General features: G+C 52.3%; 28 protein-coding genes. 16 read left to right on the plus strand and 12 right to left on the minus strand.

Features of this window, described 5'->3' with window-relative positions; translation table 11 throughout:
- The first annotated feature begins 13 nt into the window (after positions 1-13).
- The 3 genes from IPI86_RS21620 (at position 14) to IPI86_RS21630 (ending at position 2,109) form a co-directional block, all read left to right on the plus strand.
- On the plus strand, positions 14-520 hold the full coding sequence (locus IPI86_RS21620; protein ID WP_345300104.1) for a FixH family protein: 507 nt from the start codon (positions 14-16) through the stop codon (positions 518-520).
- 4 nt (positions 521-524) lie between these two features.
- Complete coding sequence (locus tag IPI86_RS21625) at positions 525-1,769, plus strand: cytochrome c peroxidase (protein WP_345300105.1); 1,245 nt, start codon at positions 525-527, stop codon at positions 1,767-1,769.
- Between the two features lie 82 nt (positions 1,770-1,851).
- Positions 1,852-2,109, plus strand: a complete 258-nt coding sequence (locus IPI86_RS21630; protein ID WP_345300106.1) for a GlsB/YeaQ/YmgE family stress response membrane protein — start codon at positions 1,852-1,854, stop codon at positions 2,107-2,109.
- Between the two features lie 42 nt (positions 2,110-2,151).
- Here IPI86_RS21630 and IPI86_RS21635 read toward each other — a convergent pair whose 3' ends face one another.
- Positions 2,152-2,754: a TetR/AcrR family transcriptional regulator gene (locus tag IPI86_RS21635; protein ID WP_345300107.1), complete on the minus strand. Its 603-nt coding sequence runs from the start codon at positions 2,752-2,754 to the stop codon at positions 2,152-2,154.
- Between the two features lie 203 nt (positions 2,755-2,957).
- On the opposite strand from IPI86_RS21635, the gene IPI86_RS21640 reads away from it, so the two are divergent.
- The 12 genes from IPI86_RS21640 (at position 2,958) to IPI86_RS21695 (ending at position 13,199) form a co-directional block, all read left to right on the plus strand.
- On the plus strand, positions 2,958-3,623 hold the full coding sequence (locus IPI86_RS21640; RefSeq protein ID WP_345300108.1) for a class II aldolase/adducin family protein: 666 nt from the start codon (positions 2,958-2,960) through the stop codon (positions 3,621-3,623).
- Between the two features lie 129 nt (positions 3,624-3,752).
- Entirely contained in the window at positions 3,753-5,189 is a 1,437-nt protein-coding gene (locus tag IPI86_RS21645) for an aminotransferase class III-fold pyridoxal phosphate-dependent enzyme (RefSeq protein ID WP_345300109.1), read from the plus strand.
- The gene (locus IPI86_RS21650; RefSeq protein ID WP_345300110.1) at positions 5,186-5,986 is read left to right on the plus strand and encodes a GNAT family N-acetyltransferase; all 801 of its coding nucleotides are present in this window, start codon (positions 5,186-5,188) and stop codon (positions 5,984-5,986) included. Before IPI86_RS21645 ends, IPI86_RS21650 begins: the two co-directional genes overlap by 4 nt.
- 3 nt (positions 5,987-5,989) lie before the next feature.
- Complete coding sequence (locus IPI86_RS21655) at positions 5,990-6,904, plus strand: D-2-hydroxyacid dehydrogenase (RefSeq protein ID WP_345300111.1); 915 nt, start codon at positions 5,990-5,992, stop codon at positions 6,902-6,904.
- Between the two features lie 77 nt (positions 6,905-6,981).
- Positions 6,982-7,821 carry an MFS transporter gene (locus IPI86_RS21660; protein WP_345300112.1) on the plus strand — a complete coding sequence of 280 codons (840 nt, stop codon included), beginning with the start codon at positions 6,982-6,984 and terminating at the stop codon, positions 7,819-7,821.
- Positions 7,706-8,191 carry an MFS transporter gene (locus IPI86_RS21665; protein WP_345300292.1) on the plus strand — a complete coding sequence of 162 codons (486 nt, stop codon included), beginning with the start codon at positions 7,706-7,708 and terminating at the stop codon, positions 8,189-8,191. Before IPI86_RS21660 ends, IPI86_RS21665 begins: the two co-directional genes overlap by 116 nt.
- A gap of 109 nt (positions 8,192-8,300) precedes the next feature.
- Entirely contained in the window at positions 8,301-9,245 is a 945-nt protein-coding gene (locus IPI86_RS21670) for a pyridoxal-phosphate dependent enzyme (RefSeq protein ID WP_345300113.1), read from the plus strand.
- A 37-nt stretch (positions 9,246-9,282) separates the two neighbouring features.
- Positions 9,283-10,218 (plus strand): homocysteine S-methyltransferase, encoded by a 936-nt coding sequence (mmuM, locus tag IPI86_RS21675; RefSeq protein ID WP_345300114.1) that lies wholly within the window; start codon positions 9,283-9,285, stop codon positions 10,216-10,218.
- A 13-nt stretch (positions 10,219-10,231) separates the two neighbouring features.
- The gene (locus tag IPI86_RS21680; protein ID WP_345300115.1) at positions 10,232-10,615 is read left to right on the plus strand and encodes a hypothetical protein; all 384 of its coding nucleotides are present in this window, start codon (positions 10,232-10,234) and stop codon (positions 10,613-10,615) included.
- Between the two features lie 53 nt (positions 10,616-10,668).
- Positions 10,669-11,721 carry a proline racemase family protein gene (locus IPI86_RS21685; RefSeq protein WP_345300116.1) on the plus strand — a complete coding sequence of 351 codons (1,053 nt, stop codon included), beginning with the start codon at positions 10,669-10,671 and terminating at the stop codon, positions 11,719-11,721.
- Between the two features lie 38 nt (positions 11,722-11,759).
- Entirely contained in the window at positions 11,760-12,263 is a 504-nt protein-coding gene (locus tag IPI86_RS21690) for a hypothetical protein (protein WP_345300117.1), read from the plus strand.
- 9 nt (positions 12,264-12,272) lie between these two features.
- Positions 12,273-13,199 (plus strand): ornithine cyclodeaminase family protein, encoded by a 927-nt coding sequence (locus IPI86_RS21695; protein ID WP_345300118.1) that lies wholly within the window; start codon positions 12,273-12,275, stop codon positions 13,197-13,199.
- A gap of 49 nt (positions 13,200-13,248) precedes the next feature.
- Here IPI86_RS21695 and IPI86_RS21700 read toward each other — a convergent pair whose 3' ends face one another.
- The 3 genes from IPI86_RS21700 to IPI86_RS21710 form a co-directional block, all read right to left on the minus strand.
- Positions 13,249-15,222 carry a cation:proton antiporter gene (locus IPI86_RS21700; protein ID WP_345300119.1) on the minus strand — a complete coding sequence of 658 codons (1,974 nt, stop codon included), beginning with the start codon at positions 15,220-15,222 and terminating at the stop codon, positions 13,249-13,251.
- Positions 15,223-15,309: 87 nt separating this feature from the next.
- Positions 15,310-16,866 (minus strand): amidase, encoded by a 1,557-nt coding sequence (locus IPI86_RS21705; RefSeq protein ID WP_345300120.1) that lies wholly within the window; start codon positions 16,864-16,866, stop codon positions 15,310-15,312.
- Positions 16,808-17,245, minus strand: a complete 438-nt coding sequence (locus IPI86_RS21710; protein WP_345300121.1) for a CBS domain-containing protein — start codon at positions 17,243-17,245, stop codon at positions 16,808-16,810. The genes IPI86_RS21705 and IPI86_RS21710 overlap by 59 nt, the downstream gene beginning before the upstream one ends.
- A gap of 99 nt (positions 17,246-17,344) precedes the next feature.
- Here IPI86_RS21710 and IPI86_RS21715 point away from each other — a divergent pair, with 99 nt between their 5' ends.
- On the plus strand, positions 17,345-17,680 hold the full coding sequence (locus tag IPI86_RS21715) for an FKBP-type peptidyl-prolyl cis-trans isomerase (RefSeq protein WP_345300122.1): 336 nt from the start codon (positions 17,345-17,347) through the stop codon (positions 17,678-17,680).
- 140 nt (positions 17,681-17,820) lie between these two features.
- Here the strand turns inward: IPI86_RS21715 and IPI86_RS21720 are convergent, their stop codons facing one another.
- From IPI86_RS21720 to IPI86_RS21755, 8 genes are read right to left on the minus strand one after another with little or no spacing between them, the layout of a single operon-like run.
- Positions 17,821-18,309 (minus strand): hydrogenase 3 maturation endopeptidase HyCI, encoded by a 489-nt coding sequence (locus tag IPI86_RS21720; protein ID WP_345300123.1) that lies wholly within the window; start codon positions 18,307-18,309, stop codon positions 17,821-17,823.
- On the minus strand, positions 18,290-18,721 hold the full coding sequence (locus IPI86_RS21725; RefSeq protein ID WP_345300124.1) for a 4Fe-4S binding protein: 432 nt from the start codon (positions 18,719-18,721) through the stop codon (positions 18,290-18,292). Before IPI86_RS21725 ends, IPI86_RS21720 begins: the two co-directional genes overlap by 20 nt.
- Positions 18,718-19,641 carry a complex I subunit 1 family protein gene (locus IPI86_RS21730; RefSeq protein ID WP_345300125.1) on the minus strand — a complete coding sequence of 308 codons (924 nt, stop codon included), beginning with the start codon at positions 19,639-19,641 and terminating at the stop codon, positions 18,718-18,720. The genes IPI86_RS21725 and IPI86_RS21730 overlap by 4 nt, the downstream gene beginning before the upstream one ends.
- Positions 19,638-21,311, minus strand: a complete 1,674-nt coding sequence (locus IPI86_RS21735) for an NADH-quinone oxidoreductase subunit C (protein WP_345300126.1) — start codon at positions 21,309-21,311, stop codon at positions 19,638-19,640. Before IPI86_RS21735 ends, IPI86_RS21730 begins: the two co-directional genes overlap by 4 nt.
- A complete protein-coding gene (locus IPI86_RS21740; protein ID WP_345300127.1) occupies positions 21,308-21,817 on the minus strand; it encodes an NADH-quinone oxidoreductase subunit B family protein in 510 nt (169 codons plus the stop codon). Before IPI86_RS21740 ends, IPI86_RS21735 begins: the two co-directional genes overlap by 4 nt.
- A gap of 56 nt (positions 21,818-21,873) precedes the next feature.
- Positions 21,874-22,188, minus strand: a complete 315-nt coding sequence (locus IPI86_RS21745) for a hypothetical protein (RefSeq protein ID WP_345300128.1) — start codon at positions 22,186-22,188, stop codon at positions 21,874-21,876.
- Positions 22,189-22,191: 3 nt separating this feature from the next.
- Positions 22,192-23,712: a proton-conducting transporter membrane subunit gene (locus IPI86_RS21750; protein WP_345300129.1), complete on the minus strand. Its 1,521-nt coding sequence runs from the start codon at positions 23,710-23,712 to the stop codon at positions 22,192-22,194.
- Entirely contained in the window at positions 23,709-25,463 is a 1,755-nt protein-coding gene (locus IPI86_RS21755; protein ID WP_345300130.1) for an NADH-quinone oxidoreductase subunit L, read from the minus strand. The genes IPI86_RS21750 and IPI86_RS21755 overlap by 4 nt, the downstream gene beginning before the upstream one ends.
- Position 25,464: the final 1 nt, after the last annotated feature.

Below are 25,464 nucleotides of genomic sequence, written 5' to 3' on the forward strand. Positions count from 1 at the left end.
AAAGGGATTTTCAATGAAATCTCAAAGCAAAACCATCGTCGTTACCGTGGTCATCACGGTGATCGTTTTACTCGCCGCCTTTTATTTTCTGATGCCCGTGTTCGGACCACGGTTTATGCATCCGCTGATGTCTGAACGCATGCATGGGAATTCCAGTCAGGTCAACGCCAGTGATCTGGACACCAGCACCGAAAAATTGACCGAGAACGGCGCGTTCAAAGTCTCATTCAAAAGCGAGCTCGATCCCATTGTCATCGGCCCAATCCATTCGTGGACAATCCATGTCGAAACCGCTGACGGTCAGCCAGTGGAAGGTGCAACCATCCTTGTTGATGGCGGGATGCCCGAGCACGGTCACGGCCTGCCCACTGCACCGCAAGTAACACAGGATCTGGGCAATGGCGATTATCTCGTTGAAGGTTTGAAGTTTCAAATGGGCGGTTGGTGGGAAGTGAAGTTCAACATCTCCGCTGATGGAACAACGGATAACGTCACGTTTAATTTGGTGCTGGGCGGGTAAACGAGTGCAGAAGCGTTTCATTCATACGGCGGTTTTGCTCACACTCACAGCGCTGATCCTGTTTGGGTGTGGCAGCCAGACCACAGCGTGGTCAGATGCGGAAGTTCAAATCCTGCAAACGCTTTGGATCGGGAATCTTCCGTCACTGCCATCTGATCCATCCAATCGCTTTGGTGATGATGCAAAGGCGGCGGCGCTGGGCGAAAAATTATTTTTCGATACGCGTTTCAGCAGCAACGGAAAAGTTGCCTGCGCCACCTGCCATGACCCTGAGAAAAATTTTCAAGACGGCCTGCCCCGCGCGCAAGGCGTGGGGACAACCACACGCCGCGCCATGCCGATCGCAGGGACAGCCTACAGCCCGTGGTTGTTTTGGGATGGTCGCAAAGATAGTCAGTGGGCACAGGCGCTGGGGCCGCTCGAAAACCCTGTTGAGCATGGTGGCACACGCACCCAATATGTGAAATTGATCCAGGCCTACTACAAGGACGAATACGAATCCATTTTTGGCGAGCTGCCAGATTTTTCAGACACCAGCCGTTTCCCAGAATCTGCAGGGCCAGTTCCCGCAGGTTTAACAAATGGAACGGACGCAGCTACAAACTGGGAAGCAATGACAACCGAAGACCGCGAGGCGGTGACTCAGGTGTACGTCAACATAGGCAAGGCGATCGCGGCATACGAGCGCACGCTCATACCAGGCGAATCGCGATTCGACCAGTATGTGGAAGCGGTTTTGAAAAATGATTCTCAGGCCGCCGAATCCATTTTGAACCAGGATGAAATTGCGGGTTTGAAATTATTCATCGGCGACGCGAATTGCACACGCTGCCATAACGGCGCATTGTTTACAGACAATGATTTTCACAACACAGGCGTGCCCGCCATTGAAAACCTGCCCGAAGATACTGGCCGCGCACTTGGTGCACAGCAAGTTCTCGCAGATGAATTCAACTGCCTGAGCGCTTATAGCGACGCCGCCCCCAAAGACTGTGACGAATTGCGTTTCATTCTCGCAGAAGGTGAAGCATTGATGCGTGCATACAAGCCGCCTTCATTGCGCGATGTGGCACTTCGCGCACCCTACATGCATGCAGGCCAGTTCACCACATTGGAGGGCGTGCTCAACCATTACAACGAAGCGCCCGCTGCGCCGCTAGGTCACAGCGAGTTGGAAATGCTGCACCTGAGTAAAACGCAGTTAGATCAGGTCATCGCATTTCTAAAAACACTTTCAACGATCCGATAGTTTTTTCATTCACCCTTTAATCTGAAAAGCCAGTGGCGTTATAATTAGTCCATTCAAAAATCTAATTTTATTGGAGGCAGATATGGACATTCTCATTTGGATCATCTTCGGCGCGCTGGCTGGCTGGATCGCCAGCATCATCATGCAGAAGAACAAGAAAATGGGCGCCATCGCCAATATCGTGGTCGGTATTGTCGGCGCTTTCATCGGCGGCTACATCATGGAATTCTTCGGAGTGGAAGTCGAAGCGGGCTTCAACTTCACCAGTTTGCTTGTGGCAATTCTGGGAGCAGTGGTCTTGCTGTGGGTGCTGGGACTTTTCTTTGGCCGTCGCAGATAATCATCTTACAAAAAAGCCGCGCATTCAATTGCGCGGCTTTTTTTATTTCACTTGAATTTGTTCCAATTGAAACTCAACCAACTCGCGCAAACTCATCTTCTCCAACACCGCATGCGATATTTGCCCCTCTAACAGCAGCAGGATAAACCCGTGGATGATTCCCCACGCCGAAAGAGCCACCAACGCTGAATCACCGCTTCGCAGCCGCCCCGACGCCTGATTCGCCTCGACGATCATTTTCACCAGCTGAAAATTTCTCTGCGACTCCGTCACGAAATCAGGATATTCCTTTTCCTTCTCCAACACCCCCGAAAACATGACCTTGAATCGGTCAGGGTCATCCATCGCAAACTGGACATACGCCCAAGCCGCCTCCACCAATTGCTTTTCAGGCTGGTTTTGATACTCCTCCGCTACCCCGCTCACCCGTTCATACAATTGGCGAAACCCTTCCGTGGAAATCGCCGCGATCAATGCCTGTTTGTCTGCAAAATGTGCATACGGCGCGGCATGACTGACCCCCGCCTTCATCGCCACCTTCCGCAGGGATAGTCCGCTTACGCCATCTTTCGCAAGAATCTCCACCCCCGCCTTGATGAGCGCATTCTTCAAGTCACCGTGATGATATGTTTTTTTCTTTGGCATAAACCTTCCCATTCTCACTAGAGGGACAAGGAATAATCTTGACACTGTAAAGATTGTAGAGGATAATTTATTTACTGTCAAGAAATTAACCGCAAAGACCGCCAAATTCGCGAAGAAAAACAAAAAGAATCTTTGCGCTCTTTGCGTGCTCACCTGCACTGCGCGCAGTCGCAAGTGTCGCGGTTCCAAAAAAGGATTTCCTCATGTCCAACTATCAAACCTACAAACAAGAAGTCGTGGATACCTGCCACACCCTCCTCGAGCGCGGATACCTCAAAGCCACCGAAGGAAACATCTCCGCGCGAGTCAAAGGACAAAACGCCTTCGCCATCACCCCATCCAGCTACGACTACGCCAAAATGCAAGCGGACGATATCTGCATCCTCGATTTCGAGACCAAACAGCTCGAAGGGACAATGAAGCCGTCCATCGAAAGCGGAATGCATGGAGCAGTCTATCAAAACCGCGCGGACGTGCATTGCATTATCCACACGCATCAGCCCTACGCCAGCACACTCGCGCTGATCAACATGCCCATCCCCGCCCTATTCGATGAACAAGTCCGCCATTTGGGTCGCAGCGTGGACATTATCTCCTACGCCCCATCAGGAACGGGCTTTCTCAAGAACGCGGTCAAAGCCAAAGTGAAGACGAACGCCAACGCCTACATCCTGCAAAACCATGGTGTGCTCGTCTTCGGCGGCACCATGGAGCAAGCCATCCACAATATGGCGCTCCTCGAAAAATGCGCGCTGACCTATCTGCTCGCGATCGTCACCGAAAAGAAAATCTCGAAAATTCCCCTCCCCATCCGCGAGATCGCATTTGCCAAATTACGAGCGGATGAAAAGAAGTTTGCAGAAATATAAATAAAACTTTGGTCACAAAGGGCACAAAGAACCCGATGAGACCAATATTCAAATCAAAATCCTCAAATCTCCCAACCTGGCGAAAGCATCGCCGTCTACTCGACCACCAGCAATCACCAAGGAAGTTTTATGGAATACGCCATCTCCCAATACCCCAACGTAAACGAAGTCTACGCCAAACTGGAAACCCTCATCAGCCAGCCGATCCGCCCTGTCAATCGCGAGAAGATGAAGGAATACCTCGCCTATTTTGATAATCAATGCAAACGCTCAAAGGAATTGACCGACGAAGCCAAGAAGATCATCCCTGGCGGCGTACAGCACAACCTTGCCTTCAACTATCCCTTCCCCATCGCCATCGAAAAAGCGGATGGAGCCTATCTCTGGGATGCAGACGGAAACAAATACATTGACTTCCTTCAGGCAGGCGGACCCACCATCCTCGGCAGCAATTACGCGCCCGTGCGAGAAAAAGTGATGGAAATGCTGCAATCCTGCGGGCCTGTCACTGGCTTGTTCCATGAATATGAACTAAAACTTGCACAAAAGATCCAAGAGCACATGCCGTCCATTGAAATGTTCCGCATGCTGGGTTCAGGGACAGAAGGCGTGATGGCGGCGATCCGCGCAGCGCGGACGTTCACGAAGAAAAAATATGTCATCAAGGTCGGCGGCGCATATCACGGCTGGAGCGACCAAATGGTCTACGGGCTGCACATCCCAGGCACGGGACGGCTCGAAGCGAAAGGGATTCCGCGCGGGGCAAATGCCAAGACCCGCGAGTTCTATCCGAATGCTCTCGGGGCGTTGAAGCGTCAGTTATGGCTGAACAGGTTTCGGGGCGGCACCGCCGCGGTCATCGTCGAACCTGTTGGACCCGAAAGCGGTACGCGTCCCGTTCCCAAGGAATTCAATCAAAAAGTCCGCGAACTGTGTGATGAATTCGGCACGCTGCTTATTTTCGATGAAGTGGTCACGGGGTTTCGTCTGGGACTCGGCGGCGCGCAGGGATATTTCAACGTGAAGCCTGACCTCACCGTGTTTGGCAAGTGCATCACAGGCGGATATCCGATGGCAGGCGGAGTTGGCGGACGGCGCGAGGTCATTATGAGCTTTGCGGCAGGCATCGGCGGGGTCGGCGAACGCGCTTACGTGGGCGGCACGCTTTCTGCGAACCCAATCTCATGTGTCGCGGGTTATTATGCAATGATCGAAATGGAAAAGACGAATGCGGCGGCAATTGCAGGCAAGGCAGGCGACAGGCTTACCCAGGGTCTGCAAGCCATCATTGAAAAATATGAATTGCCGTTCGTCGCGTACAATCAGGGTTCCATTGTCCACCTCGAAACCGCAGGCACCATGCTGCTCGATTTCAAACATCCGTTGCGGCTGCTAAAAGAACTCAAACCGCGCAAACACATGATGGAAGAAATGGGCGCAGCCTACATGGCAAATGGAATCATCACGCTGGCTGGCTCCCGCATGTATACTTCGATGGCAGATACCGATGAAGTGATCGATGATGCGCTCGCCCGTTTTGAAGTTGTACTAAAGGAATGCAGATGATCCATATTGCCCCGTCAGTTGCACACGAAGCACGCGCGTTATTTTCCTCACTCGAACATCACGCGCTCATTTATGCATTATTTGAAAACAATCTTGAAGCGCAGTTATTCATAGATGACGCAACCCAGCCAAAAGCTGGGATGATCGCGTACAAAAATCGTATTGTCTTTGGAGGCGACCCAAATCAAGGCAGATTCAATACCGATCTGCTTCAGTATTTTGCAGAAACAACTTTTTCTCCCCGCAAAGAAAGGGCCTTTCTGGCAACATTCACATCCGAAACATGGATACCCACCCTGAAAGAGATCTTCCAAAAATATGAAATCTTTCTGGGTACGCGTTCATATTTCAAGACCACGCCACACCCGCAGGACATGCCAACCCTACCCGACGGGTTTTCCTTGCACCATGTCACACCCGAATTTCTGGCAAGCGACATCGGCGGCCTTGAAGCCTTGAAGGAAGAAATCCATTCCGAGCGCACTTCACTTGAAGATTTTTTTGAAAATGGGTTTGGGTTATGCCCCGTATACGAAAATCAGATCGCTGGCTGGTGTCTTTCAGAATACAACACAGGCGACCGCTGTGAGATCGGCATCGCCACGCTCGAACCTCATCAACGCAAAGGAATTGCAACCATCCTCACCAAAACGTTTCTCATAGAAGCAGAACAGCGCGGCTATCATCACATTGGCTGGAAGTGTTGGGAACGTAACGAAGCATCCGTTGCCACTGCCCGCAAAGCAGGCTTCTCTCTCGTACAGCAAGAACAAGCCATGGTCGCCATCTTCAAATAAAATATGCCCAAACTTCTCATCCTCTGCAATGAATCCGAATCCTACCGCCGAATCATCGAAGCGGAAAACCTGCCTGATCTGACTTGGGCATTTGCTCCCGCCGATGATGTGGACATCGTCCTCGGCGAACCCAGCCGCATCAAAGCCGCGCTCGACTCTCTCCCCGCCTTGAGCTGGGCACAGTCCATTTGGGCTGGAGTCGAGCCTTTGCTGGATCCCGCTTCGCGCCACAATTACATCCTCACCAATGCACGCGGCGTCTTCGGCAAGCTGATGTCTGAATATGTCATCGGCTATCTGCTCCTCCACGAACGCAAGATCCTAAAACGTCTCGAAGACCAAAAGAATAAACGCTGGGACGATACCGACACAGGCACACTACGCGGCAAGACCATCGGCATTCTCGGCATCGGCTCCATCGGCGCGGACGTGGCACGCACAGCAAAATTCTTCGGCATGACTGTCCGTGGTTACACCTGGTCAAGTGAAAATAGCACCGACGTGGATGAATATTTTCATGGCAACAATCTGCTCGAATTTGCAAAAGGTGTGGACTATCTCGTCAACATCCTCCCCAACACCAAAGACACCCGCAAGATCATCAACGCAGATTTGCTCAACGCTCTACCAGCTCATGCTCTCGTCATCAACGTCGGCCGCGGCCCCGCTGTAGACGAATCTGCCCTGCTCGAAGCGCTGATTAGTAACAGAATCGCTGGAGCAGTTTTAGACGTCTACGAAAAAGAACCGCTTCCGCAGGATCATCCGTTTTGGTCAGCACCCAACCTGCACATGACCTTCCACACCGCCGCCCCAAGTCTGCCAGAAGATATCGCAAAGATATTTATCGAGAATTACAAATTGCTTATTGCAGGCAAGCCGCTGAAATATCAAGTGGATTTTGAAAAAGGGTATTAAGAACGGAACTCAGGAATTGGGCCTCGGAAACCACACACTCCCTATTCCGAAATTCCGATTCCCAACAAGGAGCATTCATGACCTCACAATACAAACTTTATCCGTACCGCTGGGTGGTGTTGGCAACTTTTATGTTCATCAACCTCACCATCCAAACCCTGTGGATCGCGTATGCGCCCATCACAGGCCCTGCCGCACAATTCTATGGCGTGACCGACCTGCAAGTCGGTTTTTTCGCCATGTCGTTCATGATCGCTTTTATTCCGTTGTCCATTCCCGTTTCGTGGGTCATTGATACGTACGGATTCCGCATCGCGGTCAGCATCGGCGCGGTGCTGATGGGGGTCTTCGGCATCCTGCGCGGACTCGCTGGGGAGAATTACACCCTTGCCCTGTGGAGCACTTTCGGTCTCGCCGCCGCCCAGCCTTTTCTGCTCAATGCATGGACAAAAGTCCCTGCCAATTGGTTTGCCATCGAAGAACGCGCCACTGCTGTCGGCATCGTAACATTGGGTAACCTCATCGGCACGGCCCTCGGCATGGTGCTGACTCCGATTCTGCTCGAAAGCATGTCCATTCCTGCTATTCAATTAATTTACGGAAGTGTCGCCGCATTCTCCGCCGTTTTGTTCCTCATCTTCGCCCGTGAGACTCCGCCCACCCCACCCTGCCCGCCCGGACAGGAAGTCCGTGCTTTGATGCTGGACGGTCTCAAACACTCGTTCACAGTCAAGCCATTCTGGTTCACCCTTGCTGGTCTCTTTTATTGGACTGGGCATCTTCAATGGCATTACGACATGGATCGAGAACATCATCCGTCCGCGCGGGTTCACGCCCACAGACGCGGGTACACTTGGTGCGTTGATGATCGTCGGCGGCGTGATCGGTGCGGTAGTCATGCCTGCTTTATCGGATAGACAGCACAAACGTCAGCTTTATCTTTACATCGCTTTCTTCGGCGCAATCCCAGGGTTGGTGGGTCTGACCTACGCGGCATCGTCCATGCTTTTATTTGTCTCTGCCTTCTTTTTGGGATTCTTCCTCACTAGCGCGATGCCTATTGCCATGCAGTACGCCGCCGAGGTAACCCACCCCACCCCCGAAGGCACTTCGAATGGATTGATCCAACTCTTTGGGCAGGGAGCCGTGGTCTTCGTCTACATCATGGAAGCTATGAAAAGCGCGGATGGTTCCTTCACCCCTGCACTTTTACTCGCAATCGGGTTACTATTGGTAAGCGGATTCTTTGTTTCGCAGATGAAAGACCCGCAGGAATTAAAATCCTAGGAAAGTGCGACGCACCACGCTTAATCAGAATCCTCCTTGCGAGCAGATTATCTTGATTAATGGAAAACTTCCACCCACATGGTGCGACGCATCCACTTAATGGAGTAATATGCCCCCCACCCTCACTGAAATCCATCAAGCCGCAGAACGGATCAAGCCCTACGCTCATCGCACACCTGTATTGACCAACGAAAGCCTGAATCAAAAAGTTGGCGCGCAGGTCTTTCTCAAATGTGAGAACCTGCAAAAAGTGGGCGCATTCAAATTCCGCGGCGCATGCAATGCGGTTTTTTCGCTTTCAGATGAAGAAGCCATGCGCGGAGTTGTTACCCATTCGTCGGGCAACCATGCCGCGGCATTGGCTCTCGCAGCAAAGATGCGCGGAATTCCCGCATACATCGTCATGCCAAGCAATGCGCCTTCGGTAAAGAAAGAAGCTGTTGCAGGCTACGGCGGTCAGATCACGTTTTGCGAACCAACTCTCGCGGCAAGAGAAAGCACAATGGAGGGGATCAGACAAAAGACAGGTGCGACCGTTGTCCATCCATACAACAACGAGAAAGTTATCGCGGGCCAAGGCACGGCGGCGATGGAACTGCTCGAAGACATCCCCGATTTGGATGTAATCATTGTCCCCGTCGGTGGCGGCGGATTGTTAAGTGGCACGTCCATCGCGGCGGTGGGAATCAAAAAAGGAATTCGTATTATTGCGGGCGAACCCGAAATGGCGGATGATGCGTTCCGTTCGATGCAGGCGGGCAAGATCATTCCCTCTGAAAATCCAAAAACGATCGCGGATGGCCTGCTCACTTCATTGGGTGATCTGACCTTTCCGATCATTCAAAAAAATGTTGAGCAAATTGTGACGGTGAGCGAAGCGGGGATCATCGCTTCGATGAAATTCATTTGGGAGCGCGCAAAGATCATCATCGAGCCTTCGTCTGCGGTTGCCATCGGCGTACTCTGGGAAAAGAAAATTGATCTCAGCGGGCTCAAAGTTGGTGTCATCATCAGCGGCGGCAATGTCGATCTCAATAAACTGCCGTGGCAGTAATTTTTCATCCTTCATATTTCATCCTTCATCCTTTCCCATGAACCCACTTACCCCCCTCCTCCAAAACAATTCCCTTGCCATCGTGGATGGCGCTCTCGCCACCGAACTTGAACGCCGCGGCTGTGACTTGAACGATGCGCTCTGGTCAGCCAAGGTGTTGATGGAACAACCCGAACTCATCCGTCAGGTGCATCTCGATTATTTCAACGCTGGCGCAGATATTGCCATCACTGCCAGTTATCAGGCAACGGTCGAAGGTTTTGCCAAGCGCGGACTCAACCGCGAGCAAGCGCTCGACCTGATGAAAAAGTCCGTGCAGATCGCGCAAAGCGCGCGCGATGAGTTCTGGTCGAACGAAGCCAATCGCGTGAATAGAACTCGTCCGCTCGTGGCTGGTTCGGTCGGTCCCTATGGCGCGTTTCTTGCCGACGGATCGGAATATCGCGGCGATTACAAATTGACCGAACAGGAATTGATCAACTTTCACCGCCCGCGCGTGGAGGCCCTCATCGCCTCTGGCGCGGACCTTTTAGCCTGCGAGACCATCCCATGCTTGATCGAAGCCCAGGCATTGGTCAAATTACTGGGTGAATTCCCGAACGCAAGCGCATGGTTCACCTTCAGCGCCAAAGATGACGAGCACATCTGCAACGGAGAAAAAATCGCAGACTGCGCCGCTTATTTGAATCAATTCGAGCAAGTTGCTGCAATCGGAATCAATTGCACTTCCCCGCTGTATATTCCCTCGCTCATTCGTGAGATCAAAAAGAACAGCGACAAGCCAGTCATCGTCTATCCCAACTCAGGCGAAGTGTACGACCCCGTCACCAACACCTGGCACGGAGAAACCTCCTGCGACGCGTTTGGACATCAATCAAAGACTTGGTTTGAAAATGGAGCAAGTCTCATCGGCGGATGCTGTCGCACGACACCCGACCATATCCGCGAAGTGAAAAACCTGACGAATGCCTGATGAGGAACATCCGATGAATAATGAATTTTTCAGCGATGAAGACCCCATCGAAGAAAAACTTCCCTATCCAACGCGTCCGATGTACTTCCCCGATGGAACGAGCGTGGAGGAATTCATCATCCCTGAAGAAGACAAGGAAATCGTCCTTGAACAGTTGTATCCATTCTCGCCCCTCCCAAAATTGACCGATGTCATCTACGACCTGCATGCCGATAAAACCTTCGAAGTGCGGGAGTTTCGCGTCACGTGGGAACATGGCATGAATTATCTCGTCAGCCCTTTTTACCCCGAAAGCGGCGGCACAGTCATTGATTGGATGGACGAGAATTCATGGGTGGATGACGAATTCGATGAAGAAGATTTCAATGACGACGATTTCGGATTCACCGCCAATTAGCCTCCACTTTTCAACTTTCGTTCTAATTAACCGCCAACCCGACGGAGTCTCCCATGCACCTCACCAACATGATTACCGCTGTTGACCTACACGCCTGCGGCGAACCTGGCCGCGTTATCACTGGCGGAGTTTTGGATGTACCCGGCAAAACCATGTTCGAGAAGATGAAATACTTCGAAAACAATCTCGATGATATTCGTTTGCGAATGCTGCGCGAGCCGCGCGGATACCCCGCCTTGTGCGCCAATATCATTTTGCCGCCAACGCATCCACAAGCGGATGCAGGCTTCATCATCATGGAGCAGACCGAATATCCGCCCATGTCTGGGACAAACACCATCTGTGTGGCAACGACTCTCTTAGAGACGGGAATGCTCAAGATGACCGAACCAGTCACCGAGTTCATATTGGAAGCGCCCGCAGGGTTGGTCGGCATCCGTGCGGAATGCAAAGACGGCAAGGTCACAAAGGTCACGTTCAAAAACGTCCCCGCCTTTGCTGTGCATCTCGATATAAATGTGGAAGTTCCGCAATTGGGCACGGTCAAAGTGGATGTGGCGTGGGGCGGGATGTTCTACGTCATTGCAGATGCGGCGCAATTCGGATTGCAGATCACACCCGATGAAGGAAAAGATATCACGCGCATCAGTGAAATGGTCAAAGCCGCAACCGTGGAACAATATCCTGTGGTGCATCCTGAAAATCCCGAAATTATTGGCCCCACCATTTCACAACTTTCCGCGCCGCCCACGAACCCGAAGGCGCATCGCAAAAACGCAGTTACCGTGGCAACAGGCAAACTCGATTGGAATAATCCCTCCACATGGACGGGCGTGATTGACCGTTCACCATGCGGAACAGGCACATGCGCAAAGATGGCAGTGCTGCACGCAAAAGGTCAACTTGGTCTGAACCAGGATTTTTATCATGAAGGAATTCTTGGCACATTATTCACAGGCCGCCTCATCGAAGAAACACAGGTCGGGCCATACAAAGCCGTTGTCCCCACCATCGGCGGCACGGCGTGGATCACTGCCATTAATCAATTTGTCGTTGATCCCAGCGATCCATTTCCAAACGGATTCAAGGTTGGGGATATCTGGTAACAACACAACCAAATATTTTATTGGTCAAGAGGTGTCATATGGAACTTAGTTTTATTTTTCAGGTTATCTCAAACCTTGCCATTATTCTTGGCATTGTATTTGGTATTCTTAATCTGCGAAACTTTCAAAAAATGCGCAAGCGTGAAGCCGCCATTCTCATGTTAAATTCCTTTCAGACCAGTGAGTTCGTTAAAGGTTTATTGTATATTTTAGACCTTGATCACAACCCATCCAAAGAAGAAATCGACAGCCTCCCCCAGGAACAACATGTTTGTTTCTATATGCTGTTGGGAACATGGGAGCGGCTGGGCATCCTCGTATATCGCCGCGAAATCGACATTACGATGTTAGAAGATGCATATAGCGGCCCGATTATGCTTTCATGGGGAAAATTGGAGGCCTATATTTCAGAGGTTCGCGCGTCTTGGGGCCGTGAATCTGCTTTTGAATGGTTTCAATGGCTGGCAGAGCGGGTAATAGAACGTGATAAAAAAATTCAGTCCAAGCCTGCCTTCATTGCATACAAAAACTGGGAGAAGTAAAAATCTCTCATGCTGCTCCTCACCCACAAAGAAATCGAAAACCTGCTTGACCCCAGCGAACTCCTTGCCGCGTTGGAAGAGGGCTTCAAAACTTTGAGTGCAGGTCAACTCAACGTGCCGCCGCGCAACCAGGCCATTGCACCGAAAGGCCTGCTCGTGGGCATGCCCGCTTACATGCCAAACAAACTGATGTCGGTCAAGCTAGTCACCATCTTTCACGAAAACATCCCCGCACATCAAGCCACCATCACTCTTTTTGATTCAAACACAGGCACGCCCATCGCCTTCATGGATGGCGAATACATCACCGCCATGCGCACCGCTGCGGGCGCGATCCTTTCCATCAAACACCTCGCGCGTAAAGGCAGCAAGTCCATCGCCATCGTCGGCGCGGGTGTTTTAGGCGATGCACATTTACAAATGATCGGAACTTTGAGCGGCATCGAAAAAGTTTGGATCGCTTCGAAAGACATTTCCAAAGCCCGGGCATTGGCCGCCCGCGCTTCCAACGCCCTCGCAGTTGATTCCGTCCGAGAAGCAGTTTCCAACGCGGACATTGTGTGTCTGTGTACATCGTCGCTGGAACCCGTCATCAAAGCTGAATGGCTCAAGAAAGGCACACACGTCTCATCCGTCGGCTACCGCCCGCCTGGCGGAGAATTGCCGCGTGACCTCGTGGAAACCAGTCACATCTTCGTGGAATCAAAAGTCGCATTTCAAGCGCCTCCCGTCGGCAGCGCCGAATTGCAGGGACTGAATCCAGAGTTCGGCACAGAAATGGGAGAATATCTGCTCGGTCAAAAACCTGGCCGCAGAGACGAAAACGAAACGACCATTTATAAATCCATGGGTCATGCAATGGAAGATCTGGTCACCGCGAATTTGGTTTATCAAAAAGCGATTGCACAGGGAATCGGAACGACATTTGAGTTATGACGGTGGACTGTGAACCATGGACGGTAGTCCACCGTCCATGGTTCACAGTCTATTTATCAAAATGCAAAATCACCAGATTTCCGTCAAAGGATTTGGCCATCTGTTCGGGGATATTGCCCAGCGTATCGGCCACGCGCTTGCGTGAACCGAAACCTGGCAGAATAATGAAATCACTGACCGCTTCATGCACCAGCTTTTCAGGTTTGAGTTGATCCATGAGAACCTCGAGTGTAACGGGGTGATCCTCCCGCGCAATCACCAGCAAGGCTTCGAGGTTTTGCATGTAACTTGAATCCGCGCGGATGAGCAGGGGGACGTTCAACGATTTGGCAAAAACAATCGTGGCTTCCAACATGCGGCGCAAAGCGATTGGCGGAACGGAGGTTGCAGGCACCACAAAAATAACCCGCGTCATGCTGTTCAATGGCAGGGGCAGCTTTCCAACCATAACAGGCGTATCTGAACCCCAAATGACTTCATCCAACACAGAGCCGAGCACGTTCTCACGCAGGGTGCGCCTGCCGCGCCAGCCCATGACGATGAGCGAGGCATTTTCTTCATGCGAGGTGTGCAAAATTCCCTGCGCATGCGTCGAGGCCATGCGCGGAATGAGTTCGATCTCGGTTTCGGGATCGTTCAAGGCATCAGTGACACGTCCGAGCATTTCTTTGTGGAGGCCGAAACTGGTTGCGCCGCCGTTCAGTCCTTTGTCGTTGGACACGCTCACAGCAAAAACCTTTCCCTTGGAAGTACGCGCCAGCAGACTGGCAAGCGAGACCAATCCTTCAGCCTGCTTCACATCCACAACGGGGACGAGGATTCTGCCAAAAAGAGGCACCTGCTCATCGTCTGTCGACACAGTTTGCAGGTCAGGGGCGAAGCGCTGGACGATTAAAGGCGAAGTGATCGAGGTGAGGAGAATCATCAAGATGGCTGCGTTGAACAGGGTGGTGTCAAAAAGTCCAGTTTCCAAACCGATGACGAGAGTCGGGATGGTGACTGCGGCCTGTGCGTGCGAAAGGCCGTAGACGGTCCAGAATTCGGATTTGGTGTATTTGTAGATTCTGGCTGTGATCCACGCGGCGATGAGTTTGGAGACGTACGCGACGATGGTGACGCCGATGGCGACGATGATGGTCTGCGGGCTTTTGAGGAAGGTCAACGGGTCGGTGATGAGACCGCTGTAAAGTAAAAAGATGGGAATGAAAAACGATTCGCCGATGAAAAGCACATGCCCCGCAACAGGGCTGTGACGCGGCAGCATGGAGTTGATCGCCAATCCCGCGAGAAATGCGCCGACCACTTCATGCACGCCGATGAGTTCGGCGGTGAATGCGGCGACGAATAACGCGACGATGACGAATTGAAATTCAACGGCGCGGCCTGTCAGCTTTTGGAAAATGAATTTGCCGAGGCGCGGCAGACCAAAAATGATCGCGGCTGTGAAAATGGTAAGCAAAACAAGCAACTGGGCAAAATACCCAAACGTAATGCCGCCGCCAGATTTTGCACCCAGCACCACCGCAAGGACGATGAACGCGCCGATGTCGGTGAGGACGGTTGCGCCTGTGGTGACAGCCACCGCTTCGTTGCGCGCCACACCAAGTTTGGTGAGGATGGGAAAGGCGATCAGCGTGTGCGATGCAAACGCGGAACCCAGCAGAATCATGCCGAGCCAATCGATGCCAAGAATGTAGCCAAGCCCCATGCCCATAAGCTGTGGGAATATAAATGTGATGATGCCAAAAATGAGGGCTCGCGTGCGAACCTTCATGAATTGGTTAATATCCACCTCGAGGCCTGCGCTGAACATGAGATACACAAGGCCGATGGTGGAAAGAAATTGGATGCGGTCGTTATCTTCCAATAAGCCAAACCCATGTGGGCCAATAAGCATGCCGCCAATGATGATTCCGATGATGCCAGGCAGTTTCAGTTTTTCTGATAGCAGCGGCGTGATCAAAATGATTGCCATGATGATGAGGAAGAAGCCGACGGGTTTTTCGAAGAGTTCAAGAAGCATGGGGGAAGAGACCTTTTGGAGGATGAAAGAAGAAAGAATAGAAAGTGAGAGTGGAAAGTGGATCGTTTCGCAGCAAATCACCGATCGCTAATCGCCAAATGCAGTTGCCAAAAACTGTGGAGGTTTGCGTACTTTGGTGGCTTGCTCGAAGGCGTAGGCCAGTTTGATGAGGGTGGGTTCCTGCCAGGCGGTTGAGAAAAACGAAATACCCACAGGCAAACCGAAGATATAGCCCGCAGGCACAGTGATATGCGGATATCCCGCAACGGCCGCGGGCGATGTGCTTTCCATATCCCAGTTGGTCGAGTCGCCGTTGGCAAGGTCAATCATCCACGCGGGGCCGCCTGATGGGACGATGATCGCATCAAGTTTATATTTTTTCAGCGCGGCATCGATTCCGTTTTTGCGGGTGAGTAAAAGATTTTTAGCAAGCGCTTCGCGATATTTTTTGTCACGCAAACTGCCCTTTTCCTGCGCCGCAAGCATGTGCTCCTGCCCAAAGTATTGCAGCACACGCGTTTTGTTTTCTTCGTTGAACTTGATAATCTCGGCCATCGTCTTCAATTTCGAATTCGAGCCAGCGAGATACTTGTTCAAATCTGCTTTGAATTCGTAGTGCAGCACGTCCACTTCAGTGGCGCCGAATTTGTTGAAGTTCAGCACATTCGCAGGGTCAACGATGACCGCGCCCTGCTGTTTCATCGCTTCAATACTGGCTTCAAAAATTTTGATGATACGGGCATCGGTTCCACACATGTTGCGTGCCACGCCGATGCGCGCGCCTTTCAATCCATTTGGATCGAGGAATTTGGAATAATCCTTCACGATGTGCTTTGATCCACGCTTAGTGGACGGGTCTTTCTCATCCGTGCCTGTCATGGCCCCGAGGAGAATCGCCGCATCTGCGACAGTCCTTGCCATTGGACCAGCCGTGTCCTGACTGTGCGCGATGGGAATGATTCCGCTGCGGCTAAGCAGGCCCAGCGTGGGTTTGATGCCCACGATACCATTCGTCTGCGCGGGGCAGATGACCGAGCCATCGGTTTCAGTGCCGACCGCCGCCGCACAAAGATTCGCCGCCGTTGCCGCGCCCGAACCAGAAGATGACCCGCAGGCAGAGCGATCCAACGCATAGGGATTGTGCGTCAATCCACCGCGTGACGACCATCCACTGATGGAACGTCTGCCGCGGAAATTGGCCCACTCGCTCAAATTGGTTTTGCCGAGAATGATCGCGCCTGCCTTGCGAAGCTGTTTGACGATGAAGGCGTCACGCGGGGCGATGTGACCTTCCAACGCAAGCGAACCTGCAGTGGTTTGCATTCGGTCACGGGTGTCGATATTGTCTTTGATTAGGATGGGAATGCCGTGGAGCTGACTCCGCACTTTGCCAGCACGCCGCTCCTCGTCAAGTGTGGAAGCGATGGACAAGGCGTCTGGATTCGTTTCGATGACGGAATTCAATTTCGGTCCGCGGCGGTCGACGGAATCGATCCGCTCCAAAAACAATTCGGTGAGTTGACGTGAAGTCAACTCACCTGAGGTCATTTTCTTTTGCAGTTCTGAAATGGTCTGTTCCTGCATATCAGCGCCCACCACCGGTGATGTAATGTTCAAGTTGGGAGATAAGGAATTGCTGCACATCCACCACTTCCTTCAGCACATCGCGGACGGAGATGAGGCCGAGCAGATCCGTGCCGTCAAATACAGGCAGGTGGCGAATGTTCTTGTCGATCATCAACGCCATGCATTCTTCAAGGGGCTGACCCGCCTCCACGTAAACCACTTTTGAGGTCATGATGTCGCGGACCCTTGTTTCTTTGGCGGTCTTGCCTTCCAGCTCCAGCCTTCGCACGCAGTCACGTTCGGAAAGGATTCCCTCCACTTTTTTCCCGCTTAATACCATCAAGGCACCCGTGTTATGTTTTGCCATCATTACAAGCGCAGCGTACACGGTTGCATCAGGGAGGATGGAGAAAACTTCGCTCCCCTTCTTACGGATCATATCGCGCACTGTGGACATAGACATCTCCTCGGCTGAAATTTTTCAAAGTATAGGCTGAAATCCGCAACCTGACAAGAACGGGTACAATTGCCAAAAATTTCATTCTTCAGGAGAAACATGAAAACACAAAGTGGATTGGAATATATTGAGATCGAGGCAGGCACAGGCGCACAGGCGGTGGCAGGAAAATCCGTCAGCGTGCATTACACGGGTAAATTTCAAGACGGCAAAGTGTTCGACAGTTCCATCCCGCGCGGGGAGCCGATCACATTTCCGCTTGGACGCGGCAACGTCATCAAAGGCTGGGACGAGGGTATCGCACTGATGAAGGTCGGCGGCAAGGCACAGTTGATCATTCCACCGGATCTGGCCTACGGTGAAAGAGGCGCAGGCGGGGTCATTCCTCCCAATGCCACACTGGTTTTCGATGTGGAATTGGTTTCGGTGCAGTAAATAATTCGCCGCGAATTACGCGAATTTTCGCGAAAGGGTTGAACGAGAGCAGCCGACGCAAATTAATTTGCGTCGGCTGCTCTCGTAGGGCGGGCTTATATGCCCGTCTGTTTTCGTCAAGCTTAAAGCTTGACCTACGATTAATAGGCTGGCTTTTTTACAAGACAGGCATCGCACATTTCGTTGACGATCTCATTCACGGCGGCTTGAACTTCCGCGCTTACGATCTCACCGACGTCGTTCGATTTCGGCTGAATACCGATCAAGGCTACATCACAATGAAGTTCCAAAGTCAGGTAGCGGGCCAGCATGGAAAGCGGCAGACTATGCGTGGAGGCACTCATGCCTTCGATGGCTTGTATCGGCACCCAACAGATCGCGCCAGGGACATCCCGCATTTCGGCGGCATCCACCAACAAAACCAGATTGGGGGCGAATTCACGCAGTTCACCCGTCACATTTTCGGGGGCATGGCCTGCCTGAATCACGAGGACATGATTCATCCCAGCCACATGCTCACGGCGAGTCAATTCGCGCGCAACGAGAATGCCCGCGCCATCGTCATTGCGGAGCGGATTCCCGATCCCCACCACTGCCACGCGCGGCAGATCACCCAATCGGTTTGTCAACTGGTTCAGCAGCTGGTTTAGAGACGTTTTCCAAGAGTTGTTTGATATCTTCATCTTTTCCATAGTACACCGTAAATTCCTTTTTATTGAGAGCTGCGTGTTCCCAATCCTGGCTGGTCATACCCATACATTTGAATTTGCAATTCACAGCACATTGGCCACAGTAAATACACTGGTCCATATGATATTTCAGAACAAATCTTTTGGCGGCGCGGTCAAGCGTGACCAGTTCAATCGCTTTGGATGGACAATCCTTTACGCACAGGCAGCAGCCCGTACAGGCAGATGGGTCGTAGAACAAGTTGCCGCGATATCGCTCAGGCGCGCGGGTCTTTTCGAACGGATACAGCTGCGTACTTGTCTTTTTGAAAAACGACGCGACGATATCCTTGAGCATGGTTCCGATCTTCATGGCAGGAATCCTTTCACTAAAATGATGACAAGAAGCTGCGCCAATACCAATATAGCACCAAAGCGCCACCAAAGCCCGACGGTCTGGTCGATGCGCAGACGGGTCAACAATGACTGAAGCATGGTCATGCCCAGGAGCAGAATCAGCGTTTTGAACAGGAACGACGGAACACCATTCAACCCGCCCAGATAGAACGAAGCTACAAGACACAACCCAACGATCAATTCCACTGATTTGCCGATCTTGAACATGGCAAGGCCGCGTCCGCTGTATTCGGTGAGCGCGCCAGCGACGATCTCGGTTTCTGCTTCGGGAGCATCAAATGGAGGCAGTTCGAGCTTGCCCATCAAACCGATCAACGCCACGATAAACCCAACAGGCTGGGTGAGGATAAGCCAATGATCTTGGGTAAATCGATTGATGGTGTTGATCTGCCAGCTGCCAGCCACCAGCGCTGGACCCAACAGCGCCAACAAAAAAGGCGCTTCATAGGCAAACAACTGCGTCAGGGTGCGCGTGGCACCGATCAGTGAAAAGCGGCCGCTGTTGTTCCAGCCAGCCAGGCCCACACACATGGTCGGCAGGCTGAGCAGGTAAATGGTCACGATCAAATCACCGGGGAAGTTGGAAGCGGGTGTTAATCCCATTAATGGCACGTACAAGGCGGATGTCAACGCACCCGCAAGCGCGGCGACGGGCAATCCAAAAAACAGGTACGGATTCACAATGGCGGGCGTGATCTGTTCCTTCGCAAACAACTTGACCGCATCTGCAAAGGGCTGAAACCAGCGCGGACCGATGCGGTTTTGAAAACGAGCCACCAGCTTGCGGTCAACCCATTCGTAAAACATGCCAACCAAAATCAACGTTAACCCGGCGGGAAAGATCAGGAGAGTAATGAGAGGGGTAAGTGTGTTCATCGTTTGTAAAATTCGATTCCATACTCGCGTAATTGTTTCCAGGACCAGGTCTCATTGGTGCTGGGACGATTGACGGTGACAACGCGGTCATTGCATGAAAAACACGGGTCCATGCCAGCGATCAACATGGGCACATCGGCCAGTTGATGCCCCACCGCTTTTTCGAGCACAGAGACCCAGTTACATAGGCTGGGTGTGCGGATGTGAACTCGCGCGGGGTTTTCCCCACCCTTGCTCTTAATGTAATAGAACAATTCTCCGCGCGGCGCTTCGATGCGGGAAACGGTTTCCCCGGCGGGAATCTTGCGCGGCATACGGGTTGTCAGCGGACCTTCAGGCAGGTTATCGACGATCGTGCGCATGGTGAAACATGAAACCAGCAATTCCTTCAAACGAACGACACAGCGGGCTTCCAAATCGCCATTGGTTTCCATCACGAGGCTGACAGGGAAATGATGATACGCACCGTAAGGCGCTTCGAGGCGCACATCGCGCGACAGCCCGGAAGCGCGCGCAGTTGGGCCAAGCAGACCGAATTTTTCCGCTTCATCCCGAGAGATGGTGCCGATGCCGCGGGTACGATTCAGGAACATCGCATCTGTCGTCACTACTTCAAGATAATGGCGAATGCGTGTTTCGAGATAGGTAAGTCCTTCTTTGACGGCTTTGGCTTGTTCGGCACCAATGTCACATTTCACGCCGCCTAATACATTCGCAGAATAATTGACACGGTTGCCAGTGATCTGCTCAAGTAGATTCATCACAGTTTCGCGGTCACGCCACGAGTACATGAACAAGGTATCAAAGCCCGCTTCGTGTGCGGCCACACCGAGCCACAATAAATGACTGTGAACACGTTCCAATCCCGCGATCAATTCACGGATCGCCTGCGCACGCGGCGGAGCTTCCACCTGCGCCAGTTTTTCAACACCGAGGCTGTAAGCCATTGCGTGTGTGTGCGAACAGATTCCGCAGATCCTTTCGAAGAGATACAGGTTCTGGATCCAGTTGCGGCTTTCGGCGGCTTTTTCGATTCCGCGGTGTGCATATCCGAGCCGCATTTTGGCTGCGGTGACAATTTCTCCGTCCACCGTAAATTCAAAGTGGCCAGGCTCCTTGAGTGCAGGATGCTGCGGGCCAATGGGGATTACGAATGTGTTTCCGCCGACCACTCCCTGCTCAGGCAATTCGTCGGCGCGGCGACCCGCTACCGGCGCGGCTTGCTCGATTGAAAAATCCGCTCGAAGCGGGTACACCTTTTCGGGCCAGTCATCTGGTAGAAAAAGGCGCTCACTCACTTTTGATCCGCTAAAAGCAAAGCCCAACATTTCCTGCAACTCGCGTTCAAAGAACGATGCAGATGGGATGATATCCGCGATGCTTGGCAGGCAGGCATCGGATTCACGAGGTAAATGGATTCGTAATGAGGTAATCGCAGGGCCGTTGCAAAAATGATAGAGCGCCTCCAATTGACCGACTTCAATTCCGAGGTCTGTTCCGGTGACCGCAGATAAATAACCCCAGCGGGCGGCCAGCAAGGCACCGACTGCGGCGCGCAGGTCATCCACTTGAATCGCCACATCCAAACGGTTCACCTCCGGGTGAAATGTCTCCTTGCACCATGGAGCAAGAAACTGCTCGGCATCCTTTAAAGTTTGTTCGATGTTCATGCGGGGATCTCCTCTACATTGACCGGCCTTGCCATTTTGCGCGGCTCGTCGCCCTTTAGGCTGGCAAGCAATTGAACAATGCCATCAATGATCGCCTCAGGGCGCGGCGGACAACCCGGGATATAAACATCCACTGGGATGACCTCATCCACCGAACCGCCAACGTTGTAACAACCTTCGAAGACGCCGCCCGAGATGCTGCAAGACCCCACCGAGATGACGAACTTCGGCTCGGGCATCTGCTCATAGGTGCGGATCAAACGCTCCCTTGCCTGACGTGTAACTGGTCCAGTCACGATCAACACATCCGCATGCCGGGGACTGCCCTCCAGCTTAATGCCGAAACGTTCCACATCGTAACGCGGGGTCAGTGTGGCGAGGATCTCGATGTCACAGCCGTTGCACGATCCGCTATTGAAATGCACAGCCCAAATGGAATTCAGCCGCGCCCAAGTGCGGACTTTTTTGATGATCTGTTTCCAGAATTGCTCATTGTTTTTATTCATGGTTTTACCTTTATCCAGACCCTAAAGGTTTTAAAAACCTTTAGGGTCTCAAACTTTCATCCAAGGATTAAAGCGACCAGGGCAAGGATCAGCCCCAGCAAATAAATACCTGTGACAGAAGAAAGGTCACTGCTGCCGATCATGATGATTCCCAAATGCAAGACCGCAAAGAACAACGCGATCACAAAGAATTGACGATAGCCCGGCGCGGCGGGTACGGGGTCATAATCCTCTCCGCTTGCGTAGGGCTCCGATTTGAACTGGGATTTGCGGCCTCTTGCTGAAAACAATCGCCCCAGCCCTGAAGCTGCGGAAACAACCAGAAAATAGATCAGAAAGGCAAATACGGGAGTAAGAATAAAATTATTCATGGCTTATCTTCCAAACATTGCGATGAAAGTTTGCGCCGCAGGAGCGGTGACCCAATTCATCAGCTGAGGCACAAAGCCCAAAACAATGACCGCAAGCATCATGAGCAACAATGGCAGGGTAATTGCCATCGGCAAAGGCTTGCCCGCCAGCACCTGCTCGGAGGGTGATTTACGATACATCAAATTGACCAGCGGCGCGTAATAGGCCAGTGAAAGCACACTATTGAGCGCCATAAAGATCATCAGCGCAGTGACCCAATTATTCTGAACTTGAAACCCTGCTACAAAAATCTGCCATTTCGACATGAAGCCAGCCAATGGCGGCAGGCCACCCAGTGCCAGCACTGCAATGCTGAACGCCAATGCAACCAGCGGATATTTCTGCGCGGCACCAGCAAGGTCGGTCACTTTCAGGGAGGCGTGCGAGTCGTTCTGCAGGAACATGCCATAGATCAACGCGCCAACTGCCAGAAACGCCAGACCCTTCATCAGCATGTGCGTGAACAGATGAAAGAATGCACCCTGCGCTCCAAGCTCGGCACCGGAATAAAACGCCACACCCAACCCCAGCAAAATGTAACCGATGTGACTCAGACTCGAATACGCAAGCAGGCGTTTCACCATCGTCTGTCGCAACGCCAGCAAATTACCATACAGAATATTCAATGCACCAAACGACATGAACAGGATGCCCCATGAGATCGAAAACCCTGGCAACACTGAAAGCGCGCGCAGCATTGCGATTAACCCAGCTTCGATGACCACCCCCGAAAGCATCGCGCTGATTCCGCTCGGCGCCTGCGAATGTGCGTCGGGCAGCCAGGTGTGCAGCGGAACGATTGCCACTTTCACCCCGAAGCCGATGACGAACAAAGCGCCCGCACCAAGCAACGCCCAGCGGTTCACTTCAGACCTACTGATTGCTTCGTGAATCCCGGACATATCCAACGTCCCGGCATTGGCTAAAACCAGAGCCACACCCAACAGTACGAGCACCGAACCCACCGCACTTTGCACGAGATATTTCATCCCCGCTTCGAGGGAGGCAGGTTGTTCACGATAAAAAGCCACCAGCAAATATGATGAAACTGCCATGCCTTCGAACCACACCCAAAGATTAAACAGGTCGTCTGCACAGGCGAGGCCGATCATCAATCCGATCATCGCCAGGAGCATGGCATAGTATTTTTCCTCGCCCACTTCACCAGCCATGTACGGGCCTGAGAACAGGATCACCATCGTCCCAAGCACGAGCACCATCGCCGCTACAAGCAGACTGATCCCATCCACGCGCAGCCAGATGGATTCAATGTTGAATTCGAGCAGGCCGCCTGTAAGAAAGGTTCGAACGGAAAAGACAAAGGGAACCCATGCAAGCAAAATCGCCAGCAGGGCTAGTCCACGCACGAGATAGGAACGACGCTGAAGAACAACTTCATGTGTCCCCAGCCGCCCGGACAAATACACCACGGGGGAGGCAATCAGCGGGATCGTAATCATCCAGATGAAATTCAAAAGGTTCATAATGCTCCCCCCCATACCAAAGCCGCAAGTACGACCAGCAGCGCGCCAACAATGGCGAGGATATTCCAATTCAACTGGCCTGTTTGTGTGGCGCGTAATTTCTCAGCGCTGTTCGAAACAAGGCTGACGACAAAACGATTGACAGGTTCAAATCCGAAGGAAGATTCGGTCAGTGTACTCAACCAGGCGGGGCTTTCCGAGAGTGCAAACTTCCGTCCGAAGGCGAAGAAGAGGCCCAGGCCGAGAGTCACTACCAGAAGAGCGAACCAGGTTGCGGGTGCGAAGCTGATCGCTTTGATCATCTCCAGGGTGGATTCTGCTTCGATTTCATGAAAAGGCAGGGACGCAGATAATATTCCATTCAATCCACCAAAGAGGAGCCAAGTGGTGAATGTGCCGATGGATAACACGGCCAATGAGATTTTCATGGCGATGCCAATGGGATGAATGTGCAGTGCTTCGCGCGGTGTGCCGAAGAAGACCATCCAAGTCATGCGGAAAGTGTAAAAGGCGGTGAGTCCTGCGCCGAGAAGCATGAGGGCGTATGCCCACATCGGGGAATGTTCGAGGCCGACTTCGAGAATGAGTTCCTTGCTCCAAAACCCGTTGAAGATGGGAATGCCCGCCAATGCCAATGCGCCAATGATAAAGACATTGCGCGCGAAAGGCATCTTTGCGCCGAGGCCGCCCATGCGGCGCATGTCGCGTGTGCCCACAGCGTGAATGACCGAGCCTGCGGTGAGGAAGAGCAAGGCTTTGAAAACCGCATGGCTGAATAAATGAAACTGACTCGCCAGCACGCCGCCTGCGCCGATGGCATAAACCATGTACCCAAGCTGGCTGACCGTGGAATAAGCCAACGCGCGTTTGAGATCGGTGGCAGTCAGCGCCATGAAGGCAGTGATCAATGCAGAAGTTACACCCACAAGAATAACGGCTGTTTTCCAACCAGGGACGGATTCAAAAGCGGGATAAAAACGCGCCAGCAAATAAATGCCCGCGTTCACCATCGTGGCAGCATGGATCAATGCGCTAATCGGAGTCGGTGCTTCCATTGCATCGGGCAGCCATGTGTGAAATGGGAATTGCGCCGACTTGGCAGCAGCCGCAATCAAAAAACTAAAAGCGATGAACGAGAGTGCGGCAGTTGGGATTGTGTCTGCCCTCCCAAGCAGTTCTGAAATTTGAAAACTGCCAAGGTTGGCGTAGGAGATCAAAGCGCCTGCCAGCAATCCTACACCGCCCACTTGTGTAATGATCAAGGCCTTGATACCGCCCGCCACAGCTTTTGGGTCGTCGTTGTAGAAAGAGATCAATCCGTACGAACATAGCGCGGTGATCTCCCAGAAGAAGAAGGTGAAGAGCAAATTTCCGCTCAACACCAAACCCGCCATTGCGCCGATGAAGAACAACACCATAAAGTAGTAACGGCCGAGCTGTGCTTCGCCGCGCATGTAATCCACCGAAAACAAAACGGCCAGTGAACCAACGACGGTGGCGATGACTGTCAGCGAAACGGCGAGTCCATCAGGGGTGAAGGTAAGGCTGCCGAATGAAGTTCCAAGTGAAAGGTCAATGGCTGGCTGTGAATTGATAAATGCCAAAAGGATCAAGGAGGAAATGCCTGAAAGCAGGCTGAAGGCTACTGCAAATGTGTGCTGAATCTTTGGACGTGCGTCGCCAATCAGCCAAACGATGAGTGCACCAAGCCACGGGAACCCAATGATGAGAAGGATGAATATATTCGCCATA

The organism is Candidatus Villigracilis affinis, assembly GCF_016705895.1.
GTDB classification, from domain to species: Bacteria; Chloroflexota; Anaerolineae; order Anaerolineales; family Villigracilaceae; genus Villigracilis; species Villigracilis affinis.

Bases quoted from the DNA above. Each gene is read 5' to 3' on its own strand.
- IPI86_RS21690 (WP_345300117.1), top strand. From the start codon at position 11,760: ATGGAACTTAGTTTTATTTTTCAGGTTATCTCAAACCTTGCCATTATT.
- IPI86_RS21645 (WP_345300109.1), top strand. From the start codon at position 3,753: ATGGAATACGCCATCTCCCAATACCCCAACGTAAACGAAGTCTACGCC.
- IPI86_RS21730 (WP_345300125.1), bottom strand. From the start codon at position 19,641: ATGAACACACTTACCCCTCTCATTACTCTCCTGATCTTTCCCGCCGGG.
- IPI86_RS21685 (WP_345300116.1), top strand. From the start codon at position 10,669: ATGCACCTCACCAACATGATTACCGCTGTTGACCTACACGCCTGCGGC.
- IPI86_RS21755 (WP_345300130.1), bottom strand. From the start codon at position 25,463: ATGGCGAATATATTCATCCTTCTCATCATTGGGTTCCCGTGGCTTGGT.
- IPI86_RS21700 (WP_345300119.1), bottom strand. From the start codon at position 15,222: ATGCTTCTTGAACTCTTCGAAAAACCCGTCGGCTTCTTCCTCATCATC.
- IPI86_RS21680 (WP_345300115.1), top strand. From the start codon at position 10,232: ATGAATAATGAATTTTTCAGCGATGAAGACCCCATCGAAGAAAAACTT.
- IPI86_RS21745 (WP_345300128.1), bottom strand. From the start codon at position 22,188: ATGAATAATTTTATTCTTACTCCCGTATTTGCCTTTCTGATCTATTTT.
- IPI86_RS21655 (WP_345300111.1), top strand. From the start codon at position 5,990: ATGCCCAAACTTCTCATCCTCTGCAATGAATCCGAATCCTACCGCCGA.
- IPI86_RS21660 (WP_345300112.1), top strand. From the start codon at position 6,982: ATGACCTCACAATACAAACTTTATCCGTACCGCTGGGTGGTGTTGGCA.
- IPI86_RS21640 (WP_345300108.1), top strand. From the start codon at position 2,958: ATGTCCAACTATCAAACCTACAAACAAGAAGTCGTGGATACCTGCCAC.
- IPI86_RS21735 (WP_345300126.1), bottom strand. From the start codon at position 21,311: ATGAACATCGAACAAACTTTAAAGGATGCCGAGCAGTTTCTTGCTCCA.
- IPI86_RS21710 (WP_345300121.1), bottom strand. From the start codon at position 17,245: ATGTCCACAGTGCGCGATATGATCCGTAAGAAGGGGAGCGAAGTTTTC.
- IPI86_RS21635 (WP_345300107.1), bottom strand. From the start codon at position 2,754: ATGCCAAAGAAAAAAACATATCATCACGGTGACTTGAAGAATGCGCTC.
- IPI86_RS21620 (WP_345300104.1), top strand. From the start codon at position 14: ATGAAATCTCAAAGCAAAACCATCGTCGTTACCGTGGTCATCACGGTG.
- IPI86_RS21705 (WP_345300120.1), bottom strand. From the start codon at position 16,866: ATGTGCAGCAATTCCTTATCTCCCAACTTGAACATTACATCACCGGTG.
- IPI86_RS21670 (WP_345300113.1), top strand. From the start codon at position 8,301: ATGCCCCCCACCCTCACTGAAATCCATCAAGCCGCAGAACGGATCAAG.
- IPI86_RS21725 (WP_345300124.1), bottom strand. From the start codon at position 18,721: ATGAAGATCGGAACCATGCTCAAGGATATCGTCGCGTCGTTTTTCAAA.
- IPI86_RS21715 (WP_345300122.1), top strand. From the start codon at position 17,345: ATGAAAACACAAAGTGGATTGGAATATATTGAGATCGAGGCAGGCACA.
- IPI86_RS21740 (WP_345300127.1), bottom strand. From the start codon at position 21,817: ATGAATAAAAACAATGAGCAATTCTGGAAACAGATCATCAAAAAAGTC.
- mmuM (WP_345300114.1), top strand. From the start codon at position 9,283: ATGAACCCACTTACCCCCCTCCTCCAAAACAATTCCCTTGCCATCGTG.
- IPI86_RS21630 (WP_345300106.1), top strand. From the start codon at position 1,852: ATGGACATTCTCATTTGGATCATCTTCGGCGCGCTGGCTGGCTGGATC.
- IPI86_RS21695 (WP_345300118.1), top strand. From the start codon at position 12,273: ATGCTGCTCCTCACCCACAAAGAAATCGAAAACCTGCTTGACCCCAGC.
- IPI86_RS21750 (WP_345300129.1), bottom strand. From the start codon at position 23,712: ATGAACCTTTTGAATTTCATCTGGATGATTACGATCCCGCTGATTGCC.
- IPI86_RS21650 (WP_345300110.1), top strand. From the start codon at position 5,186: ATGATCCATATTGCCCCGTCAGTTGCACACGAAGCACGCGCGTTATTT.